This window comes from Rhizorhabdus histidinilytica (genome assembly GCF_900167915.1).
Taxonomy (GTDB): domain Bacteria; phylum Pseudomonadota; class Alphaproteobacteria; order Sphingomonadales; family Sphingomonadaceae; genus Rhizorhabdus; species Rhizorhabdus histidinilytica.
In genome coordinates this window covers 425,422-442,030 of record NZ_FUYM01000003.1, presented here as the reverse complement: position 1 = coordinate 442,030, position 16,609 = coordinate 425,422, and the positions used below count along the sequence as shown (strand labels likewise).

The window sequence follows — 16,609 nt, the reverse complement described above, 5'->3', positions numbered from 1 at the left end:
TTTATCCCCTTGGCGGTTCAAGGGATGCTATATGGATGCGCTCAGGTGTTGAGCCGCGCGAATTCATTCGCTATCGCGGCATCCAACCAAGCAGGGGGACCGAGTCATGGCCGAGTTCGCGCTTCCGAAGAACAGCAAGATCAAGAAGAACGGCAAGGTCCACAAGGCGGCCCCCGACGCGAAGGACGTGAAGTCCTTCAAGATTTATCGCTACGATCCCGACAGCGGTGAGAATCCGCGCTACGACACGTTCGAGGTCGATCTCGCCGAATGCGGCCCGATGGTCCTCGACGCGCTGATCAAGATCAAGAGCGAGCAGGACCCGTCGGTCACCTTCCGCCGCTCGTGCCGCGAGGGCATCTGCGGTTCCTGCTCGATGAACATGAACGGCAAGAACGGCCTCGCCTGCACCACCGCGATCGAGGACTGCAAGGGCGAGGTCCGCATCACCCCGCTGCCGCACATGGACGTGATCAAGGACCTCGTGCCCGACTTCACCCATTTCTACGCGCAATATGCGTCGATTCAGCCCTGGTTGAAGACGGTCACCCCGGCCCCTTCGGGCAAGGAGCGGCTGCAGTCGCCCGACGACCGCAACAAGCTCGACGGCCTCTACGAGTGCATCCTGTGCGCCTGCTGCTCGACCTCGTGCCCGAGCTACTGGTGGAACAGCGACAAGTTCCTCGGCCCGGCGATCCTGCTCCAGGCCTATCGCTGGCTGGCCGACAGCCGCGACGAGATGACCGGCGAGCGGCTCGACGAGCTCGAGGATCCGTTCCGTCTCTATCGCTGCCACACGATCATGAACTGCGCCAATGTCTGCCCCAAGGGCCTGAGCCCGGCCAAGGCGATCGGCGAGATCAAGAAGATGGTGGTCGAGCGGCAGCTCTGATCCGGTTCACCGCGTCGTCGTGGAAATAGACACGGACCTCTACCGCTTCGGTCCGCACCCCGACATGCCGGGCTGGTCCCGGTGGGAGATCAAGGCGCAGGATCGCTTCAACGCGGTGCTCGGCGACCTCGCCGTTCGCCGCGACGGCGATCGCGCGGTGCTGCGCCTGTTCCCACAGCAACGCCATGCCAATCTCGGCAACAAGGTCCATGGCGGCGCGCTGCTGACCTTCATCGACGTCGGCCTGTTCGTCGCGCCGCTGGCGCTGGGCGACGCACGCGCGCCGCGCGGCGTCACTGTCGATCTGAGCACCCAGTTCGCCGGCGGCGCCGACATCGACGACCCGATCGACCTGATCGTCGAGGTCACCCGCGAGACCGGGCGCATGATCTTCCTGCGCGGGACGGTCGAGCAGCGCGGCGCGATCATCGCCAGCTTCATGGCGATCGTCCGCAAGGCGGCGTCATGACCGGCGTCACCGCCCGCTATGAGGATCTGGTCGCCGCCGGCGAACTGCGCCCCGACCCCGACCAGCGCGCCACCGTCGAGCGGCTCAACGCCCTGGCCCTGGCGCTGGAGGAGCAGCCGGCCAAGGGCAGCGTGCTGTGGCGGATGCTGCGCAAGGCGCCGCCGCCGGTGCGCGGGCTCTATATGTGGGGCGGGGTCGGTCGCGGTAAATCGATGCTGATGGACCTGTTCTTCGACTGCGTTCGGATCGGCGCGAAGCGGCGCGTCCATTTCCACGAATTCATGATCGAGGTGCACGAGCGGCTGCGGGCCGAGCGCGCCAAGGAGAAGGGCGATCCGATCCCGCCGGTGGTCGAGGCGATCGCCGCCGAGGCGAAGCTGCTCGCCTTCGACGAGATGGTCGTCAACAACATGGCCGATGCGGCGATCCTGAGCCGGCTGTTCACCGGGCTGATCGTCGACGCCGGGGTGACGGTGGTGACGACCTCCAACCGGCCGCCACGCGATCTCTACAAGGACGGGCTCAACCGGCAGCTCTTCCTGCCCTTCATCGACCTGATCGAGGCGAAGCTGGACGTGCTGTCGCTCAACGGGCCGACCGACTATCGGCTCGAACGGCTGGGCGGCATGCCGGTCTGGTATGCGCCGAACGGCGCGGCCGCGACCGCTGCGGTGTCCGAGGCCTTCTTCCGCCTGACCGACTATCCGCCCGAGGACCGCGCGCACGTCCCGACCGCCGACATCGCGGTGCCGGGCGGGCGCACCCTGCATGTGCCCAAGAGCCTGAAGGGCGTCGCGGTCTTCTCGTTCAAGCGGCTCTGCGCCGAGGCGCGGGGCGCCGCCGACTATCTGGCGATCGCGCGCAACTATCACACCGTGATCATCGTCGGCATCCCGCTGCTGACGCCCGAGAAGCGCAACGAGGCCGCCCGCTTCAAGGTGCTGATCGACGCGCTCTACGAGCATAAGGTCAAGCTGCTGGCGACCGCCGATGCCGAGCCCGAGGCGCTCTATCCCGACGGTGACGGCGCCTTCGAGTTCGAGCGCACCGTATCGCGGCTGATGGAGATGCGCAGCCAGGACTATCTCGCCGCCGGCCACGGCCTGGAGGAATAGGCCGGCTCAGCGCCCGACGAAGACGAAGGGCGCCCAGTTGACCGGCTGCTCGGCGCCTTCGAACGGCCGCTTGTCGATCATCCGCAGCATCGCCTCGCGCAGGGCCCGCGCCGGATCTTCGCCGCGTCCATATTTCTGGACGGTCTCGATCGAGAGATAGGCCGCCGCATCGTCGCGGACCGCCCAGTGCGAGGCAAGCAGGTTCCGGCCGCCCGCATAGAGGAAGGCCCGGGCGATGCCGGCCAGGCCGCTGTCGTCGCCGCTGCCGCCGGCCGCCGTGTTGCAGGCGGACAGGATCACCCAGTCGGCAGCCAGGCGCAGCCGCATGATCTCGCTGGCGGTCAGCAGTCCATCGTCGGAGCCGCCCGGCGTCATCACCAGCGCGGGCTCGTCGAGCCCGTCGAGATCGCCGGCCATCAGGCCGTGGGTGGCGAAGGCGAGGACGTTGGTGCGCGTCAGGTCGGCGGTGCGGATCGCCTGCTCGGTCGCCCGGCTGCCGGTGAGGATCGATTGTTCCGGTGCGGCGAGTGCGCGTCCGACGGTGCGAAGCTCGGGCTCGGTGGCGGGCAGCGCGGGCAGGTCCCGGACCTGCCGGGCGATGTCGGCCGACCGGAACGCCATCGCCGTGCCCGCCGGTGCCAGCTCCGGCGCCCCGACCGCGAAGAAGCTGTGCACCTTCCGTCCGGTGCCAGACGAGCGGGCGGATGTGACGCTGGCGATGGACGGCAGGGTGACGAGGACATGATCCCGGATCAGCCAATGCGCATTGCCAAGGGTGGGATCGCTTCGGCGCGGTGCGAGCACGGCTAGGGGAAGCGTCGTCAGGCTCGCATTGGCCGCGACGAGCAGACGGGATTTTTTCGCTAGGATGCTCCGAATGGCCTTGGGGAGCAGGATGTCGTGCAGCCGTGCCGAGGCGTCGAAATTGAAACTGGTCGCTGCCTGCTCGTCCGAGATCGCGGCGCGGGTTGGCGACGCGGCGCGAAGGGCGAAGCTTTGTCCCGCCGCCGCCGCCTGGGGGCTGATGCCCGCCCGGAGCCTCGTCACCAGCGTCGCGATCTGTTGCGCGGTGGCTGGGGACATGGCCATGGAGACGCGGTCCCGCGTGATCGCGAACAGAGTGGTGCGACTCTCGGATACCCCAGCGATCAACAACGCTTCGTCGGACCGGAGCCCCTCGCGCACGGCTTCCAGCGTGAGCGGCTCCGAGCCCGCTGGCACGACGAGCTGGGGCGCGCGGGCGGCCAGCGCGGCGGTGCGCTGGTCGAGCCGCGCCGCGGCGGCCTTGCGCTGGCCGGCCACCGCTTCGATCGTCGCCGCGTCGGCGCCGCGTCCGGCGAGGCGAAGCTGACGGTCGAGCAAGGCTTCGAGCTCGATCGCGGCGTCCTGGCGCTCGCGGATGAGCTCGGCCAGCTGCGGATCACCGGCCGCCGAGCGCGCTTCCTCCTCCTGCACGGCGCGCCCCGCCGAACTCTCCATCATCCGCTGGGCGAGGCGGAAGGCCAGCGCTTCGTCGCCGGCGGTCACCGCGGCGTCGAGCGCCCAGCCATAGGCCGCCCGAATCTCGAGCTCGAGGCCCGATCGCCGGGTGCCGGCGGCGCGCAGCCGGGCCAGGCGCTCGTCGAGCAGCGCTGCCGCTGCCTCGACCCGCTTGAGCCCACCCGCCTTGTCGCCGCCATGCACCTCGATCGCGCCCAGCCGCGCTTCGCCGGTGAGGTTGGCGACGTCTTCGGCCGGGAAGGTCGAGCGGCGCAGGGTCTGCGCCTCCGTCTGGGCGGTCTTCGCCGCCTCCATGTCGCCTTGCTCGAACGAGAAGATGGCGAGCTGGTCGCGGCCGGTGATGCGGTCACGGTGGAAGGGTGGCAGCTTGCGGTCACGCGTGGCGTTCACCTCACGCAGGATTTCGATCGCCTGCTTGCGGTCGCCCGAGGCGGCGAGCGCATCGGCATAGCTTTCCCGTGCCATCAGCGTGCGCTGGGCGTCCGGGCCGATCCCCTTGGTCAGGATGTCCGTCGCCTGCCGCGCCATGGTGATCGCCTCGTCGGTCTTTCCTTGGGCGATCAGCGCCTGCGCGACCGTGACCATGTAGCTCACCGCCTGCTGGCTCTGGCCGAAGCGGGCGACGGCGATGTCCACCGCCTTGCGCGAAACCGCCTCCGCTTCGCCGGGGCGGCCGAGGGTGAGCAATATCCGGGCGAGGGTGTTGAGATTGGTCGCCAGATAGGGGTGACCCTTGGGCATGAAGCCCTCCAGCGTCGCCTGCGTCGCGCGCGCTTCCTCGATCGCCTCTTCCAGCCGGCCCGACTGCAGGAGGAAGGTCGGCAGGTTGGCGAAGCGCGGCGCGGCGTTCACCGGGATGGTCTCGTGCCGGCGATCCTCGGCATTGGCCTTGCGGATCAGTTCGATAGCCTTGTCGAAATTGCCGAACTCGAACTCCGCATTGGCATAGTTGGAATAGGCGGCGGCGACGTTGCTGCTCGGCTTGCCCTCGCTCTTCGCGATCCGCCATTCGAGGACCCGGGCGGCGAGCTTGCGCGCGCGATCATGATCGCTGAGCGTCATCAGGATCACGACCTGCGCATTGGCCAGTTCCATCCGCCGGTCGCGATATTCCGCGCCGCCAGCTTCGAGCCGCGCGCCCAGCCGCTCGGCCCGCGCCAGCGCGCCGGTGACGTCGCCCTGCAGATAATCCGCGGTGACGAGTTCGCCTTCCAGCCAGGCCAGCTCGGGGTGGCCGGCGGGATAGAGCGTCTCGCCATAGGCCAGCACCGCTTCCCATGCCTTGCGATAGGCGGCCGGATCGGCGCCCTCGTCCAGGTCATCGGCGGCCTTGCGCATCTTCTCCAGCCGCGCCTTCTCGGTCGGCGACGGTCCGGCGGCGGTGGTCGGACGGGCCGCGGACAAGGGAGGTGCCGATGTCGCGAAGGCGCCCGCCATCGCCATCGTCACCGCCAGAACGACGTGCTTTTGCATTGCCCTAGACCCCCGTTGCCGGACCGATGCTAGCCGATGGCGCGTGAACCGCAACCGACAGATGCCTGTCGGGCAAGGCTTGGTCACGGCGTCGGCCTCGTTCGCGCCGCCAACGTCAGCTTTCCCGCCATCCGAAAAAACTTGTCTTGTTCGCATATGCAATGGTTGCCCCGGCGGGATCACAGGGCTAAGCGGGCGTCGCAATTCGGGCGGTCGCGATCGCGTGGGCGCCTTCCTATGCGATCTTCATGTCGGAGGAGTCGGATGGCTCGTACTAAAATTGCGTTGATCGGTGCTGGCAATATCGGTGGGACGCTCGCGCATCTGGCGGCCTCGAAGGAGCTGGGCGACGTCGTCCTGTTCGACGTGGTCGAAGGTGTGCCGCAGGGCAAGGCGCTCGACCTGTCGCAGTGCGGCCCCGTCGAGGGCTTCGATGCGAAGCTCAAGGGCACCAATGACTATGCCGACATCGCGGGCGCGGACGTCATCATCGTCACCGCCGGCGTCGCCCGCAAGCCGGGCATGAGCCGCGACGACCTGCTCGGCATCAACCTGAAGGTCATGAAGGCCGTCGGCGAGGGTATCAAGGCGAACGCCCCCGACGCCTTCGTCATCTGCATCACCAACCCGCTCGACGCGATGGTGTGGGCGCTGCGCGAATTCTCGGGCCTGCCGCACAACAAGGTCGTCGGCATGGCCGGCGTCCTCGATTCGGCGCGCTTCGCGACCTTCCTCGCCGAGGAGTTCAACGTCTCGGTCCAGGACGTCACGACCTTCGTGCTCGGCGGCCACGGCGACACCATGGTCCCGGTCGTCGAATATTCGACCGTCGCGGGCATCCCGATCCCCGACCTGATCAAGATGGGCTGGTCGACCCAGGAGCGCATCGACGCGATCGTCCAGCGCACCCGCAGCGGCGGCGGTGAGATCGTCGCGCTGCTCAAGACCGGCTCGGCCTTCTACGCGCCCGCCACCTCGGCGATCGCGATGGCGGAGAGCTATCTGAAGGACAAGAAGCGGGTCCTGCCCTGCGCCGCCTATCTCAGCGGCGAATATGGCGTCGACGACCTCTATGTCGGCGTTCCCGTGATCATCGGCGCGAACGGCGTCGAGAAGATCGTCGAGATCAACCTGTCGGAATCGGCCAAGGCCAATCTCCAGGTCTCGGTCGATGCGGTTAAGGAGCTGCTGGTCGCCTGCAAGGGCATCGACAGCTCGCTCGCCTAACCCGCATTGGAATCGCCCTCCCCAGGGAAAAAGGAAGGTTCGACAGGCACATGAGTATCCTGGTCAACAAGAATACCAAGGTCATCACTCAGGGTATGACCGGCAACACCGGCACCTTTCATACCGAACAGGCGCTTGCCTACGGTACGCAAATGGTCGGCGGCGTCACGCCGGGCAAGGGTGGCACCACCCATATCGGCCTGCCGAACTTCGACACCGTCCACGAGGCGGTGGCCGCCACCGGCGCTGACGCCAGCGTCATCTACGTTCCGCCGCCCTTCGCGGCCGACTCGATCCTGGAGGCGATCGACGCCGAGGTTCCCCTCATCGTCTGCATCACCGAGGGTATTCCCGTGATCGACATGATCCGGGTGAAGCGTGCCCTGCAGGGTTCCAAGTCGCGCCTGATCGGACCGAATTGCCCGGGTGTCCTGACCCCGAACGAGTGCAAGATCGGCATCATGCCGGGTTCGATCTTCAAGAAGGGCTCGGTGGGCGTTGTTTCCCGCTCGGGGACGCTTACCTATGAAGCGGTGTTCCAGACCTCGGCCATCGGCCTGGGCCAGACCACCGCAGTCGGCATCGGCGGTGATCCGGTCAACGGGACCAACTTCATCGACGTGCTCGAACTGTTCCTGGCCGACGACGAGACCAAGTCGATCATCATGATCGGTGAGATCGGCGGGTCGGCCGAGGAAGAAGCCGCGCAGTTCCTGCGCGACGAGGCGAAGCGCGGCCGCAAGAAGCCCATGGCGGGCTTCATCGCCGGTCGCACGGCGCCTCCGGGCCGTCGCATGGGCCATGCCGGGGCAATCGTCTCGGGTGGTCAGGGCGGCGCCGAAGACAAGATCGCCGCGATGGAAGCGGCGGGCATCAAGGTCGCGGCGAGCCCCTCGGAGCTCGGCACGACCCTGGCGGAGGTTCTGAAGGGTTAAAAAATACCAGCCCCGCCATCCGGCGGGGCGGCGTTTCACGCCAGGTTAACGTACATCAAGTGTATCAACCCACGTTGCTGTGCTTCGGGCCTAAGTCCCGGGGTGGGTGCAGACAAGGATGGTGAGATGGGCATCGAAGGCGTCGAGTTCGACGGACCGGAGGGAGTCAGTGCTTCCTTCGTTGAATCGCTTTATCGTCAATATCGCTCGGACAAGTCGAGCGTGGAGCCGAGCTGGCAGGATTATTTCGCCGGCATCGAGGCGGGGGTTTCGGGGCCGAGCTGGGCCCGCACCAACTGGCCGCCGACCAGCACCGACGCGCTGACCGCGGCGCTCGATCCCACCCAGATGGAGGTGCCCGCGAAACCGGCCAAGGCCGGTGCGGCGCCCGTGCCGGCCGCTCCGGCACCGGCCGCCGGCGCGACCCCGGCCGAGGTGGAGCAGCGCGCGCTCGACTCGATCCGCGCGATCATGCTGATCCGCACCTATCGGGTGCGCGGCCACCTGCTCGCCAATCTCGATCCGCTCGGCCTGTCGCAGCGCGAGGAGTCGGAGGACCTGACCCCCGCTTGGCACGGCTTCACCGAGGCCGACATGGACCGGCAGGTCTACATCGCCGGCTTCCTGGGCCTCGACTGGGCGACCCCGCGCGAGATCCTCGCCATCCTCCGCAGGAACTACTGCGGCAATGTCGGCGTCGAATATATGCACATCAGCGACGTGGAGGAGCGCCGCTTCCTCCAGGCGCGGATGGAAGGCAAGGACGCCGAGATCAGCTTCACGCCCGAGGGCAAGAAGGCGATCCTCAACAAGGTGATCCACGCCGAGCAGTGGGAGAAATTCCTGGGCCGCAAATATGTCGGCACCAAGCGCTTCGGCCTCGACGGCGGCGAATCGATGATCCCCGCGCTTGAGGCGGTGATCAAATATGCCGGCGCCTATGGCGTGAACGAGGTCGTGATCGGCATGGCCCATCGCGGCCGCCTCAACGTCCTCTCCAACGTCATGGAGAAGCCCTATCGCGCGATCTTCAACGAGTTCGCGGGCGGCTCCTCCAATCCGGAGGACGTCGGCGGATCGGGCGACGTCAAATATCACCTCGGCACCTCGACCGATCGTGAGTTCGACGGCAACAAGGTCCACCTGAGCCTCGCGCCGAACCCGTCGCACCTCGAATGCGTCAATCCCGTGGTGCTCGGCAAGTCGCGCGCCAAGCAGACCAAGCTCGACGACCTCGAACGGTCGAAGGTGCTGCCGATCCTGCTGCACGGCGACGCCGCCTTCGCGGGTCAGGGCATCATCATGGAGTGCTTCGGCTTCTCCGGCCTGCGCGGCTACAACACCGGCGGCACGATCCATTTCGTGATCAACAACCAGGTGGGCTTCACCACCTCGCCGCAGTTCGCGCGCTCCTCGCCCTATCCGTCGGATATCGCGAAGATGGTGCAGGCGCCGATCCTGCACGTGAACGGCGACGATCCCGAGGCGGTCACCTTCGCCTGCAAGGTCGCGACCGAGTTCCGCCAGACCTTCAAGCGCGACGTCGTCATCGACATGTGGTGCTATCGCCGCTTCGGTCATAACGAAGGCGACGAGCCGGGTTTCACCCAGCCGCTGATGTACGAGGCGATCCGCAAGCATCCGCCGGTCAGCGCGATCTACAGCACGCGGCTGGTGCAGGAAGGCGTTATCGACGCCGATTGGACCGGCAAGGCCGAGGCCGAGTTCGTCGCTCATCTCGAAACCGAGTTCGAGGCGGGCAAGGGCTACAAGGTCAACAAGGCCGACTGGTTCGAAGGCGACTGGACCGGGTTCGCCGAGCCGCGCGAGGCGATCACCGAGCGCCGGGCCGCCGTCACCGGCATCTCGGCCGAACTCTTCGATGACCTCGGCCGCCAGCTCACCACCGTCCCCGAGGGTCTGTCGATCCACAAGACGCTCAACCGCATCCTCGACGCGAAGAAGGAGATGTTCGCGTCGGGTACCGGCTTCGACTGGGCGACCGCCGAGGCGCTGGCCTTCGGCTCGCTGCTGCGCGAGGGCTATGGCGTCCGCCTGTCGGGCCAGGACTCGGGCCGCGGCACCTTCAGCCAGCGGCACGCCGTCTGGGTCGACCAGAAGGACGGGCACAAGTACATCCCGCTCTCGGCGATGGACCGGCGCTTCCAGGTGCTCGACAGCCCGCTCTCCGAGTTCGGCGTGCTCGGCTTCGAATATGGCTATGCGTCGGCGGCGCCGAACACGCTGGTCATGTGGGAAGCCCAGTTCGGCGATTTCGCCAACGGCGCGCAGGTCATCATCGACCAGTTCATCTCGTCGGGCGAGGCGAAGTGGCTGCGCGTCAACGGCCTCGTGATGCTGCTGCCGCACGGTTATGAAGGGCAGGGGCCCGAGCACAGCTCGGCCCGGCTGGAGCGTTATCTGCAGCTCTGCGCCGAGGACAATATGCAGGTCGCCAACTGCACGACGCCGGCCAATTATTATCACATCCTGCGCCGGCAGATGGTCCGTCAGTTCCGCAAGCCGCTGATCATCATGACGCCGAAGTCGCTGCTCCGTCACAAGTCGGCGGTGTCGACGGCCGAGGACATGATGGGCGAAAGCCGGTTCCAGCGCGTCCTTCCCGACAACAACCCGCCGGAGGACAAGGACGTCCGCCGGGTGGTGCTCGTCTCGGGCAAGCTCTTCTACGAGCTGGCCGAGGCACGCGACGCGGCCGGGGACGCGAACACCACGATCCTGCGGCTCGAGCAGCTCTATCCTTTCCCGGCCGACGCGCTGATCACGCGGCTGGGCCGGATGCCCAACCTCGAGACCGTGGTCTGGGCACAGGAGGAGCCGAAGAACCAGGGCGCCTGGACCTTCGTCGAGCCCTATATCGAGAAGGTCCTGACCGAGGTGGGCGGCGCGCCGCGTCGCGCCATCTATGCCGGCCGCAAGGCCGCCGCCGCGACGGCCACCGGCCTCGCCCGTAACCACGCCGTCCAGCAGGCGGCACTGATCGCCGACGCGCTCGGCCACGAAGCGAAGGGTAAGTAAGATGGCAACCGATGTGGTGGTGCCGACGCTCGGCGAATCGATCACTGAAGCGACGCTGGGCCAGTGGCTCAAGAAGCCCGGCGAGGCCGTGAAGGCCGATGAACCGATCGCCAGCCTGGAGACCGACAAGGTCTCGGTCGAAGTCCCGGCTCCGACCGCCGGCGTCATCGCCGAGCTGGTCGTCGGCGAAGGCGATACCGTCAATGTCGGCGCGGTGATCGCGCGGATCGACGCGGGCGCGACGGCTTCGACCGCTGCGACCCCGGCGGTCGAGGATCGCAACGCGATCGGCCAGGCCGAGGCGGCTGCCCCGGCCGAGCCTGCCGCGGCGCCGGTCGAGGAGGCGGGCGACCCCGTCACCCTGTCGCCGTCGGTCCGCCGCGCGGTGCTGGAGCATGGCGTCGACCCGTCGAAGATCAAGGGCACCGGCAAGGACGGCCGCCTGACCAAGGACGACGTGATCGCCGCGGCGAAGACCCAGCCGAAGCCGGCCGCCGCAGCGGCGGCTCCGGCCGCGGCGCCGGTCGCTGTCGCCGCGCCGGCGGGCGAGCGCCGCGAGGAGCGGGTCCGCATGACCCGCCTGCGCCAGACCGTCGCGAGCCGTCTCAAGGAGGCCCAGAACACGGCCGCGATCCTGACCACCTTCAACGACGTCGACATGACGGCGGTGATCGAGGCACGCAACAAGTACAAGGACCTGTTCGAGAAGAAGCACGGCGTCCGCCTGGGCTTCATGGGCTTCTTCGTGAAGGCGGCCTGCATGGCGCTGCGCGACGTGCCCGCGGTCAACGCCTCGATCGAGGGCGACGAGATCGTCTATCGCGACTATGTCGACGTCTCGGTCGCGGTATCGGCGCCGAATGGCCTCGTCGTCCCGGTGATCCGCGACGCGCAGGACCTGTCGGTCGCGGGGATCGAGAAGACGATCGGCGACTTCGGCGCCCGTGCCAAGGCCGGCACGCTCAAGCTCGAGGAGATGAAGGGCGGCACCTTCACCATCTCGAACGGCGGCGTCTTCGGCTCGCTGATGTCGACCCCGATCATCAATCCGCCGCAGGCCGGCGTGCTCGGCCTGCACCGGATCGAGGAGCGCCCGGTCGTCCGTGACGGACAGATCGTCGCACGGCCGATGATGTATCTGGCGCTCAGCTACGATCACCGCCTGATCGACGGCCGCGAGGCGGTGACCTTCCTGGTCGCGATCAAGAACGCGATCGAGGATCCGACCCGCCTGCTGATCGATCTGTAATTCCCGTCGCCCCGGCGACCCGTCCCCGGCGAAGCGCCGCTTTGCCGGGGATGACGAACCGGGGCCGCCAAAGGGAGGGCGATCCCTTTCCCCTTGCGCTGCCGGCCTCCCACGGCAGGACGACCCAGAAAGGCATATGACATGTCCGACTATGATTTCGACGTGATCGTCATCGGCGCAGGCCCGGGCGGCTATGTCGCCGCGATCCGCGCGGCGCAGCTCGGCCTCAAGACCGCCTGCGTGGAGAGCCGCGCGACGCTCGGCGGCACCTGCCTCAACGTGGGTTGCATCCCGTCCAAGGCGATGCTCCACGCGTCCGAGCTCTATGATGAGGCCGCCAGCGGCAAGCTCGCCAAGCTGGGCATCAAGGCTCAGGTCGAGCTCGATCTCGACACGATGCACGGGCAGCGCCGCGACGCGGTCAAGGGCCTGACCGGCGGCATCGAGTTCCTGTTCAAGAAGAACAAGGTCGAATGGCTCAAGGGTCATGCGGCGTTCATCGGCAAGGACACGATCGACGTCGCGGGCAAGAGCTACCGCGCTAGGAACATCGTCGTCGCCACCGGCTCCAACGTCACTCCGCTGCCTGGCGTCGAGATCGACGAGAAGGTCGTCGTCTCCTCGACCGGCGCACTCGAGCTGGCCAAGGTCCCCGGCCATCTCGTCGTGATCGGCGGCGGCGTTATCGGCCTGGAGCTGGGCTCGGTCTGGAAGCGCCTCGGCGCCAAGGTCACCGTCGTCGAGTTCCTCGACCAGCTCCTGCCGGGCATGGACGGTGAGGTCCGCAAGGAAGCCGCCAAGATCTTCAAGAAGCAGGGCATTGAGCTCAAGCTGTCGACCAAGGTCACCGGTGTGACCGTCAAGGGCGACAAGGCGAGCGTCACCGTCGAGCCCGCTGCCGGCGGCGCGGCCGAGACGCTGGAGGCCGACGCCGTGCTGGTGTCGATCGGCCGCCGCCCGAACACCGACGGGCTGGCGCTCGAACGGGCCGGGCTGACCGTCAACAAGCGCGGCCAGATCGAGGTCGACCACGACCTCGCCACCGCGGTCCCCGGTATCTGGGCGATCGGCGACGTCGTCCCTGGTCCGATGCTGGCGCACAAGGCCGAGGACGAGGGCATCGCCGTCGCCGAGAATATCGCCGGCCTGACAGGCATCGTGAACCATGACGTCATTCCCGGCGTCGTCTACACCATGCCTGAGATCGCCGGCGTGGGCCTGACCGAGGAGGAGGCGAAGGAGCGCGGCGAGGTGAAGGTGGGCAAATTCCCGATGCTCGCCAATTCGCGCGCCAAGACCAACCATGAACCCGACGGCTTCGTGAAAGTGATCGCCGACGCCAAGACCGACCGCGTCCTGGGCGTCCACATCATCGCCTCGGTCGCCGGCACCATGATCGCGCAGGCCGCACAGGCGATGGAGTTCGGCGCGACCAGCGAGGACATCGCTTATACCTGCCACGCGCATCCGACCCATTCGGAAGCGATCAAGGAAGCGGCGATGGCCGTGACCGGCAAGCCGATCCATATCTGATGCACCGGCGGGGGGAGAGGTTCCGGCCCCTCCCTCCCTTCCACGTCACCCAGCCTGCGCGGGGTGACGTTTATTTCTCCTTCCCGAACGCCTTCCGCAGTTCGTCCTTTGCGGCTTCCAGGACCTTCTTCTGCTTCTCCGGAAGGTCCTTGCCCGCGCGATTGATGTAGAAGGTCAGCATCGACATCGCCGATCGGAACGGCGTCGCCTTGCGCCGGCGGCTATGCTCTGCCGATCGTTTGAGCGAGCGGGCGATCTCGGCCGGATCGGATTTGGTGAAGACGCCCCGATCGAGCGTGAGCGCGTCCGAATGCTCGGTCACCCGCTGCGACCATTTATGGGTCGTCATCGCCAGCCTCAGAGCGGCGATATGCCGAGGAATTTGAGCAACCCGAGCACGAGCAGCAGCAACGCGATCGCGGCGATGATGCCGCCGACGTTCATGCTGCTCTTCTCGACGACGACTCTTTCGTCACGGTTCACGTCAGCCATGATATTCCTCCTGCCTTGTGATCGACGTTCGAACGAGCGGAATGGCTCTACCGTTCCGGATGTTCAGTGGCGCTTGAAATACTGGACTTCGCGCTCGTGCTTCTCGGCCGCCGCGCGCGACGAGAATGTGCCGAGGTTGCGGCGCTTGCCGGTCTTGGCGTCCGGCTTGCGCGAGTAGAGGCGATATTCGCCCGACTTGAGCTTGCGGATCATCATCCTTCTCCTATCGGCGGGGAGAACGGAAGGAACGAGCCCGGCGTTCCGCTCGATACGTGATCGGAACGATTTGGCATGAGGCGCGACGCGGCGGACAAAAAAGCCCCCGGGCGGAAACCCGGGGGCTCTTCCTCGCAACGCTGCGTGACGAAACTTACTGGACGACCATGCTGGTGAAGTAGACGTTGTCGATACCGCCGAAGCCGGTGCGCTGGCGCAGCACGTCGTTGATCGCGGTCTTGAGGTCCTTCTGGAGCTTCACCTTGCCCTCCGGGGTCGAGATGGTGAAGCTGTCCTGTTGCGCCATCACCATCAGGATCGCCGAGCGGATCGGCATCTCATTGTCCTTCAGATTGTCGAGCACCTTCTGGTCGTAATAGGTCGAGACGCCCAGCCCGACCTGCGAGAAGCCGTCCGAATCGCGCAGGTTGGAGGTGAACGGCTGCTCGAAGGTGTAGAAGGTCGCCTTGTATTTGGTCGGGTCGGGGGACGCGTCGGTCTCCAGGCCCATTGGTAGGGTCTTCTTCTCGCCATGATCGCCCTGGTCCGCCCCTTCCTTGGGGACGAGCTTGGGGGCGTTGGGGTCCTCGGCGGGCTTCGCGTGGCCGCCGGCCAAGCCGGCGCCGGCCGCGTATAGCCCGGCTCCGACACCGATGCCGGCGAACAGGAGGGCGACGACGAGCATCACCAGGATGCCCTTCATCTTGCCCGGCTTCTTGGGCGCCTCGGCGGCGGGAGCGGCGGCAGCACTCATCGTTCACATCCCATGATCAGGCATAGAGATCACCATCGTCACGCGATGCCGAATCGCCGGCATCGTCACGAATCGCGGCCTGTGTACGGGCAAAAGGTTGATGATCTGCTGACGCGGGCTGGCGTTGCTGTCCTGACTGACCTTGCTGGCCGTGGGTCGAGGCGGACGAGCCATAGCCGCCGCTCTGGCCCTGCTGGTTCAGGTCGACATGCGATTCGCTCACGCGCAGGCCCTGCGCGCGGACCTCGGCGAGCAGCCGCGGCTGCGCGTCGGCGATGATCGCGCGGGTCTGGTCGGTCTCGGCGGTCATGCGGATCGCGGTACCCGACGCGCCGTTGGCGATCTCGACGGTCAGCGCGCCGAGATGCTCGGGATTGAGCTGGAATTTGAGGTGGCCCTGGTGCGTGGCCGCCTGGCTGATATCGCGCGCCAGCCGATCGAGCCACTGATTGTCGCGAGCAAGATCGAGATGCCGGGCGATGACCTGGTCGGGCTGGTCGACCGCGGCCGGAGAATCGGCGGCCGCGGCATCGTTCACCAACGGGGCAACGGCGACCGGCTGGGCGACGGCCACCTGCGGAGCGGCGGCCGGGGCCATTGCCGCCGGAGCTGGGGTGGCGGCGGGCCGGGCCGGTTCGGCGGCGTCCTCGGCCGGGCGAGCGGCGTCGGCGAGCGGGGCGGGCCCATCGCCGCGCTGCGGCCGCGCACCGGCGACGATCGTTGCCGGGGCCGCTGAGGGTGCCGGGGCTGGGGCATCGGCGACGGCAGTCGGTACGGAGCTCACGGCCTTCGCGACGGCTTTGCCGTCCTTCGGCCTGGCGGTTTCGGCGATGACGGTTTCGACGGTGACGCCATCGGCCGGGGCGAGCGCGACCTGATCGGTCGGGACGACCGCCGCGACCGGCGTCTCGACCGGCGCTGCGACGGGAAGATCGGGGAGCGGCGCGACCGGGATCGGCGCGGCGGTGGCCTCCTTCACCGGCGGCTGGCCGGCGGGGTGGAAGGCGGCCTTCAGCGAGGCCAGCAGCGAGGCGATGTCGCTGGGCAGCGATTTCGGCGCGGCGGCGGTGGCGACCGGAGCCTGCTTCGCATCGGTCGGCGCCGGCGCGGGTTCCGGCTCGGCCGTCGCGGCGGGAGCCGGATCGACGGTCGCGGCGGGCGGAGCCGGCGGCGCGGCCTCGTCGGGGACGGGCACCGCAGGCTGGCCGGCGCGCGCCGGGAGCTGCGGCGCTGGCTGCACGACGGGCGCCGGCACGGTGACGATGACCGCGGCGGTGCGGTTGGTCGCCGCCGTCGGAGCTGCGACCGGCGCTTCTGCGACAGGCGCGGCCTGCGGCGTGACGGGTGCGGCCGTGGCGGTGGGAGCCGGGATGACGGTGACCTGCGCGGCGGCGGTCACCATCGCGACGATGTCAGCGAGCAGGTCGCTCGACGTATCGCTCGCATTATCCTTGGTCTCGTCGGCTGGTGCGGTCGCGAGCATCTCGTCGACGATCGTGGCGGGGGTTTCGGCGTCGCCCTCGCGGCCGGTCTCGGCGCTGGTGCCCTGCTGCGCACCTCTGTCGCCGGACTTGGCTTCGGCGACGAGCTGCGCGAACATCACGGGGGGCGCCGGGGTGGCCGGAGACCCGGAGGCGGCGATGGCGGCCCCCGGCTGCGGCGCCGAACCCACGCTCAACGCGATCGCGGAGGTCGAAAGCGCGGCAACACCCATC

14 protein-coding genes are annotated in these 16,609 nt (G+C 67.7%); 8 read left to right on the top strand and 6 right to left on the bottom strand.

The annotated features are described in order from the left end of the window. Positions 1 to 106 precede the first annotated feature (106 nt). The 3 genes from B5X82_RS08895 to zapE are packed head-to-tail and all read left to right on the top strand — an operon-like array spanning position 107 to position 2,476. On the top strand, positions 107 to 892 hold the full coding sequence (locus B5X82_RS08895) for a succinate dehydrogenase iron-sulfur subunit (RefSeq protein WP_011952147.1): 786 nt from the start codon (positions 107 to 109) through the stop codon (positions 890 to 892). A 19-nt stretch (positions 893 to 911) separates the two neighbouring features. Then, positions 912 to 1,361: a PaaI family thioesterase gene (locus B5X82_RS08890; RefSeq protein ID WP_223811254.1), complete on the top strand. Its 450-nt coding sequence runs from the start codon at positions 912 to 914 to the stop codon at positions 1,359 to 1,361. Further along, positions 1,358 to 2,476 carry a cell division protein ZapE gene (gene zapE / locus B5X82_RS08885; protein WP_079647796.1) on the top strand — a complete coding sequence of 373 codons (1,119 nt, stop codon included), beginning with the start codon at positions 1,358 to 1,360 and terminating at the stop codon, positions 2,474 to 2,476. Before B5X82_RS08890 ends, zapE begins: the two co-directional genes overlap by 4 nt. Positions 2,477 to 2,482: 6 nt before the next feature. Here the strand turns inward: zapE and B5X82_RS08880 are convergent, their stop codons facing one another. Then, positions 2,483 to 5,449: a CHAT domain-containing tetratricopeptide repeat protein gene (locus tag B5X82_RS08880; protein WP_079647795.1), complete on the bottom strand. Its 2,967-nt coding sequence runs from the start codon at positions 5,447 to 5,449 to the stop codon at positions 2,483 to 2,485. Between the two features lie 264 nt (positions 5,450 to 5,713). Here B5X82_RS08880 and mdh point away from each other — a divergent pair, with 264 nt between their 5' ends. The 5 genes from mdh to lpdA all read left to right on the top strand — a co-directional run bounded on the left by mdh (position 5,714) and on the right by lpdA (position 13,432). Then, the gene (gene mdh, locus B5X82_RS08875; protein ID WP_079647794.1) at positions 5,714 to 6,676 is read left to right on the top strand and encodes a malate dehydrogenase; all 963 of its coding nucleotides are present in this window, start codon (positions 5,714 to 5,716) and stop codon (positions 6,674 to 6,676) included. A gap of 50 nt (positions 6,677 to 6,726) precedes the next feature. Next, entirely contained in the window at positions 6,727 to 7,611 is an 885-nt protein-coding gene (gene sucD, locus B5X82_RS08870) for a succinate--CoA ligase subunit alpha (RefSeq protein ID WP_047165777.1), read from the top strand. 126 nt (positions 7,612 to 7,737) lie between these two features. After that, positions 7,738 to 10,650, top strand: a complete 2,913-nt coding sequence (locus tag B5X82_RS08865; RefSeq protein ID WP_079647793.1) for a 2-oxoglutarate dehydrogenase E1 component — start codon at positions 7,738 to 7,740, stop codon at positions 10,648 to 10,650. A gap of 1 nt (position 10,651) precedes the next feature. Beyond that, complete coding sequence (gene odhB, locus B5X82_RS08860; RefSeq protein WP_079647792.1) at positions 10,652 to 11,899, top strand: 2-oxoglutarate dehydrogenase complex dihydrolipoyllysine-residue succinyltransferase; 1,248 nt, start codon at positions 10,652 to 10,654, stop codon at positions 11,897 to 11,899. Between the two features lie 141 nt (positions 11,900 to 12,040). Further along, entirely contained in the window at positions 12,041 to 13,432 is a 1,392-nt protein-coding gene (lpdA, locus tag B5X82_RS08855; RefSeq protein WP_079647791.1) for a dihydrolipoyl dehydrogenase, read from the top strand. A gap of 70 nt (positions 13,433 to 13,502) precedes the next feature. Here lpdA and B5X82_RS08850 read toward each other — a convergent pair whose 3' ends face one another. The 5 genes from B5X82_RS08850 to B5X82_RS08840 form a co-directional block, all read right to left on the bottom strand. Next, on the bottom strand, positions 13,503 to 13,781 hold the full coding sequence (locus tag B5X82_RS08850; protein WP_079647790.1) for a DUF3175 domain-containing protein: 279 nt from the start codon (positions 13,779 to 13,781) through the stop codon (positions 13,503 to 13,505). An 8-nt stretch (positions 13,782 to 13,789) separates the two neighbouring features. Then, positions 13,790 to 13,924, bottom strand: coding sequence for a hypothetical protein (locus tag B5X82_RS27225; protein ID WP_268878222.1), 135 nt, complete (start codon positions 13,922 to 13,924; stop codon positions 13,790 to 13,792). Positions 13,925 to 13,987: 63 nt separating this feature from the next. Beyond that, positions 13,988 to 14,140 (bottom strand): hypothetical protein, encoded by a 153-nt coding sequence (locus tag B5X82_RS26310; RefSeq protein WP_176152490.1) that lies wholly within the window; start codon positions 14,138 to 14,140, stop codon positions 13,988 to 13,990. A 154-nt stretch (positions 14,141 to 14,294) separates the two neighbouring features. Further along, positions 14,295 to 14,894 (bottom strand): flagellar basal body-associated FliL family protein, encoded by a 600-nt coding sequence (locus B5X82_RS08845; RefSeq protein ID WP_079647789.1) that lies wholly within the window; start codon positions 14,892 to 14,894, stop codon positions 14,295 to 14,297. A gap of 16 nt (positions 14,895 to 14,910) precedes the next feature. Then, positions 14,911 to 16,608, bottom strand: coding sequence for a flagellar hook-length control protein FliK (locus tag B5X82_RS08840; protein WP_079647788.1), 1,698 nt, complete (start codon positions 16,606 to 16,608; stop codon positions 14,911 to 14,913). Position 16,609: the final 1 nt, after the last annotated feature.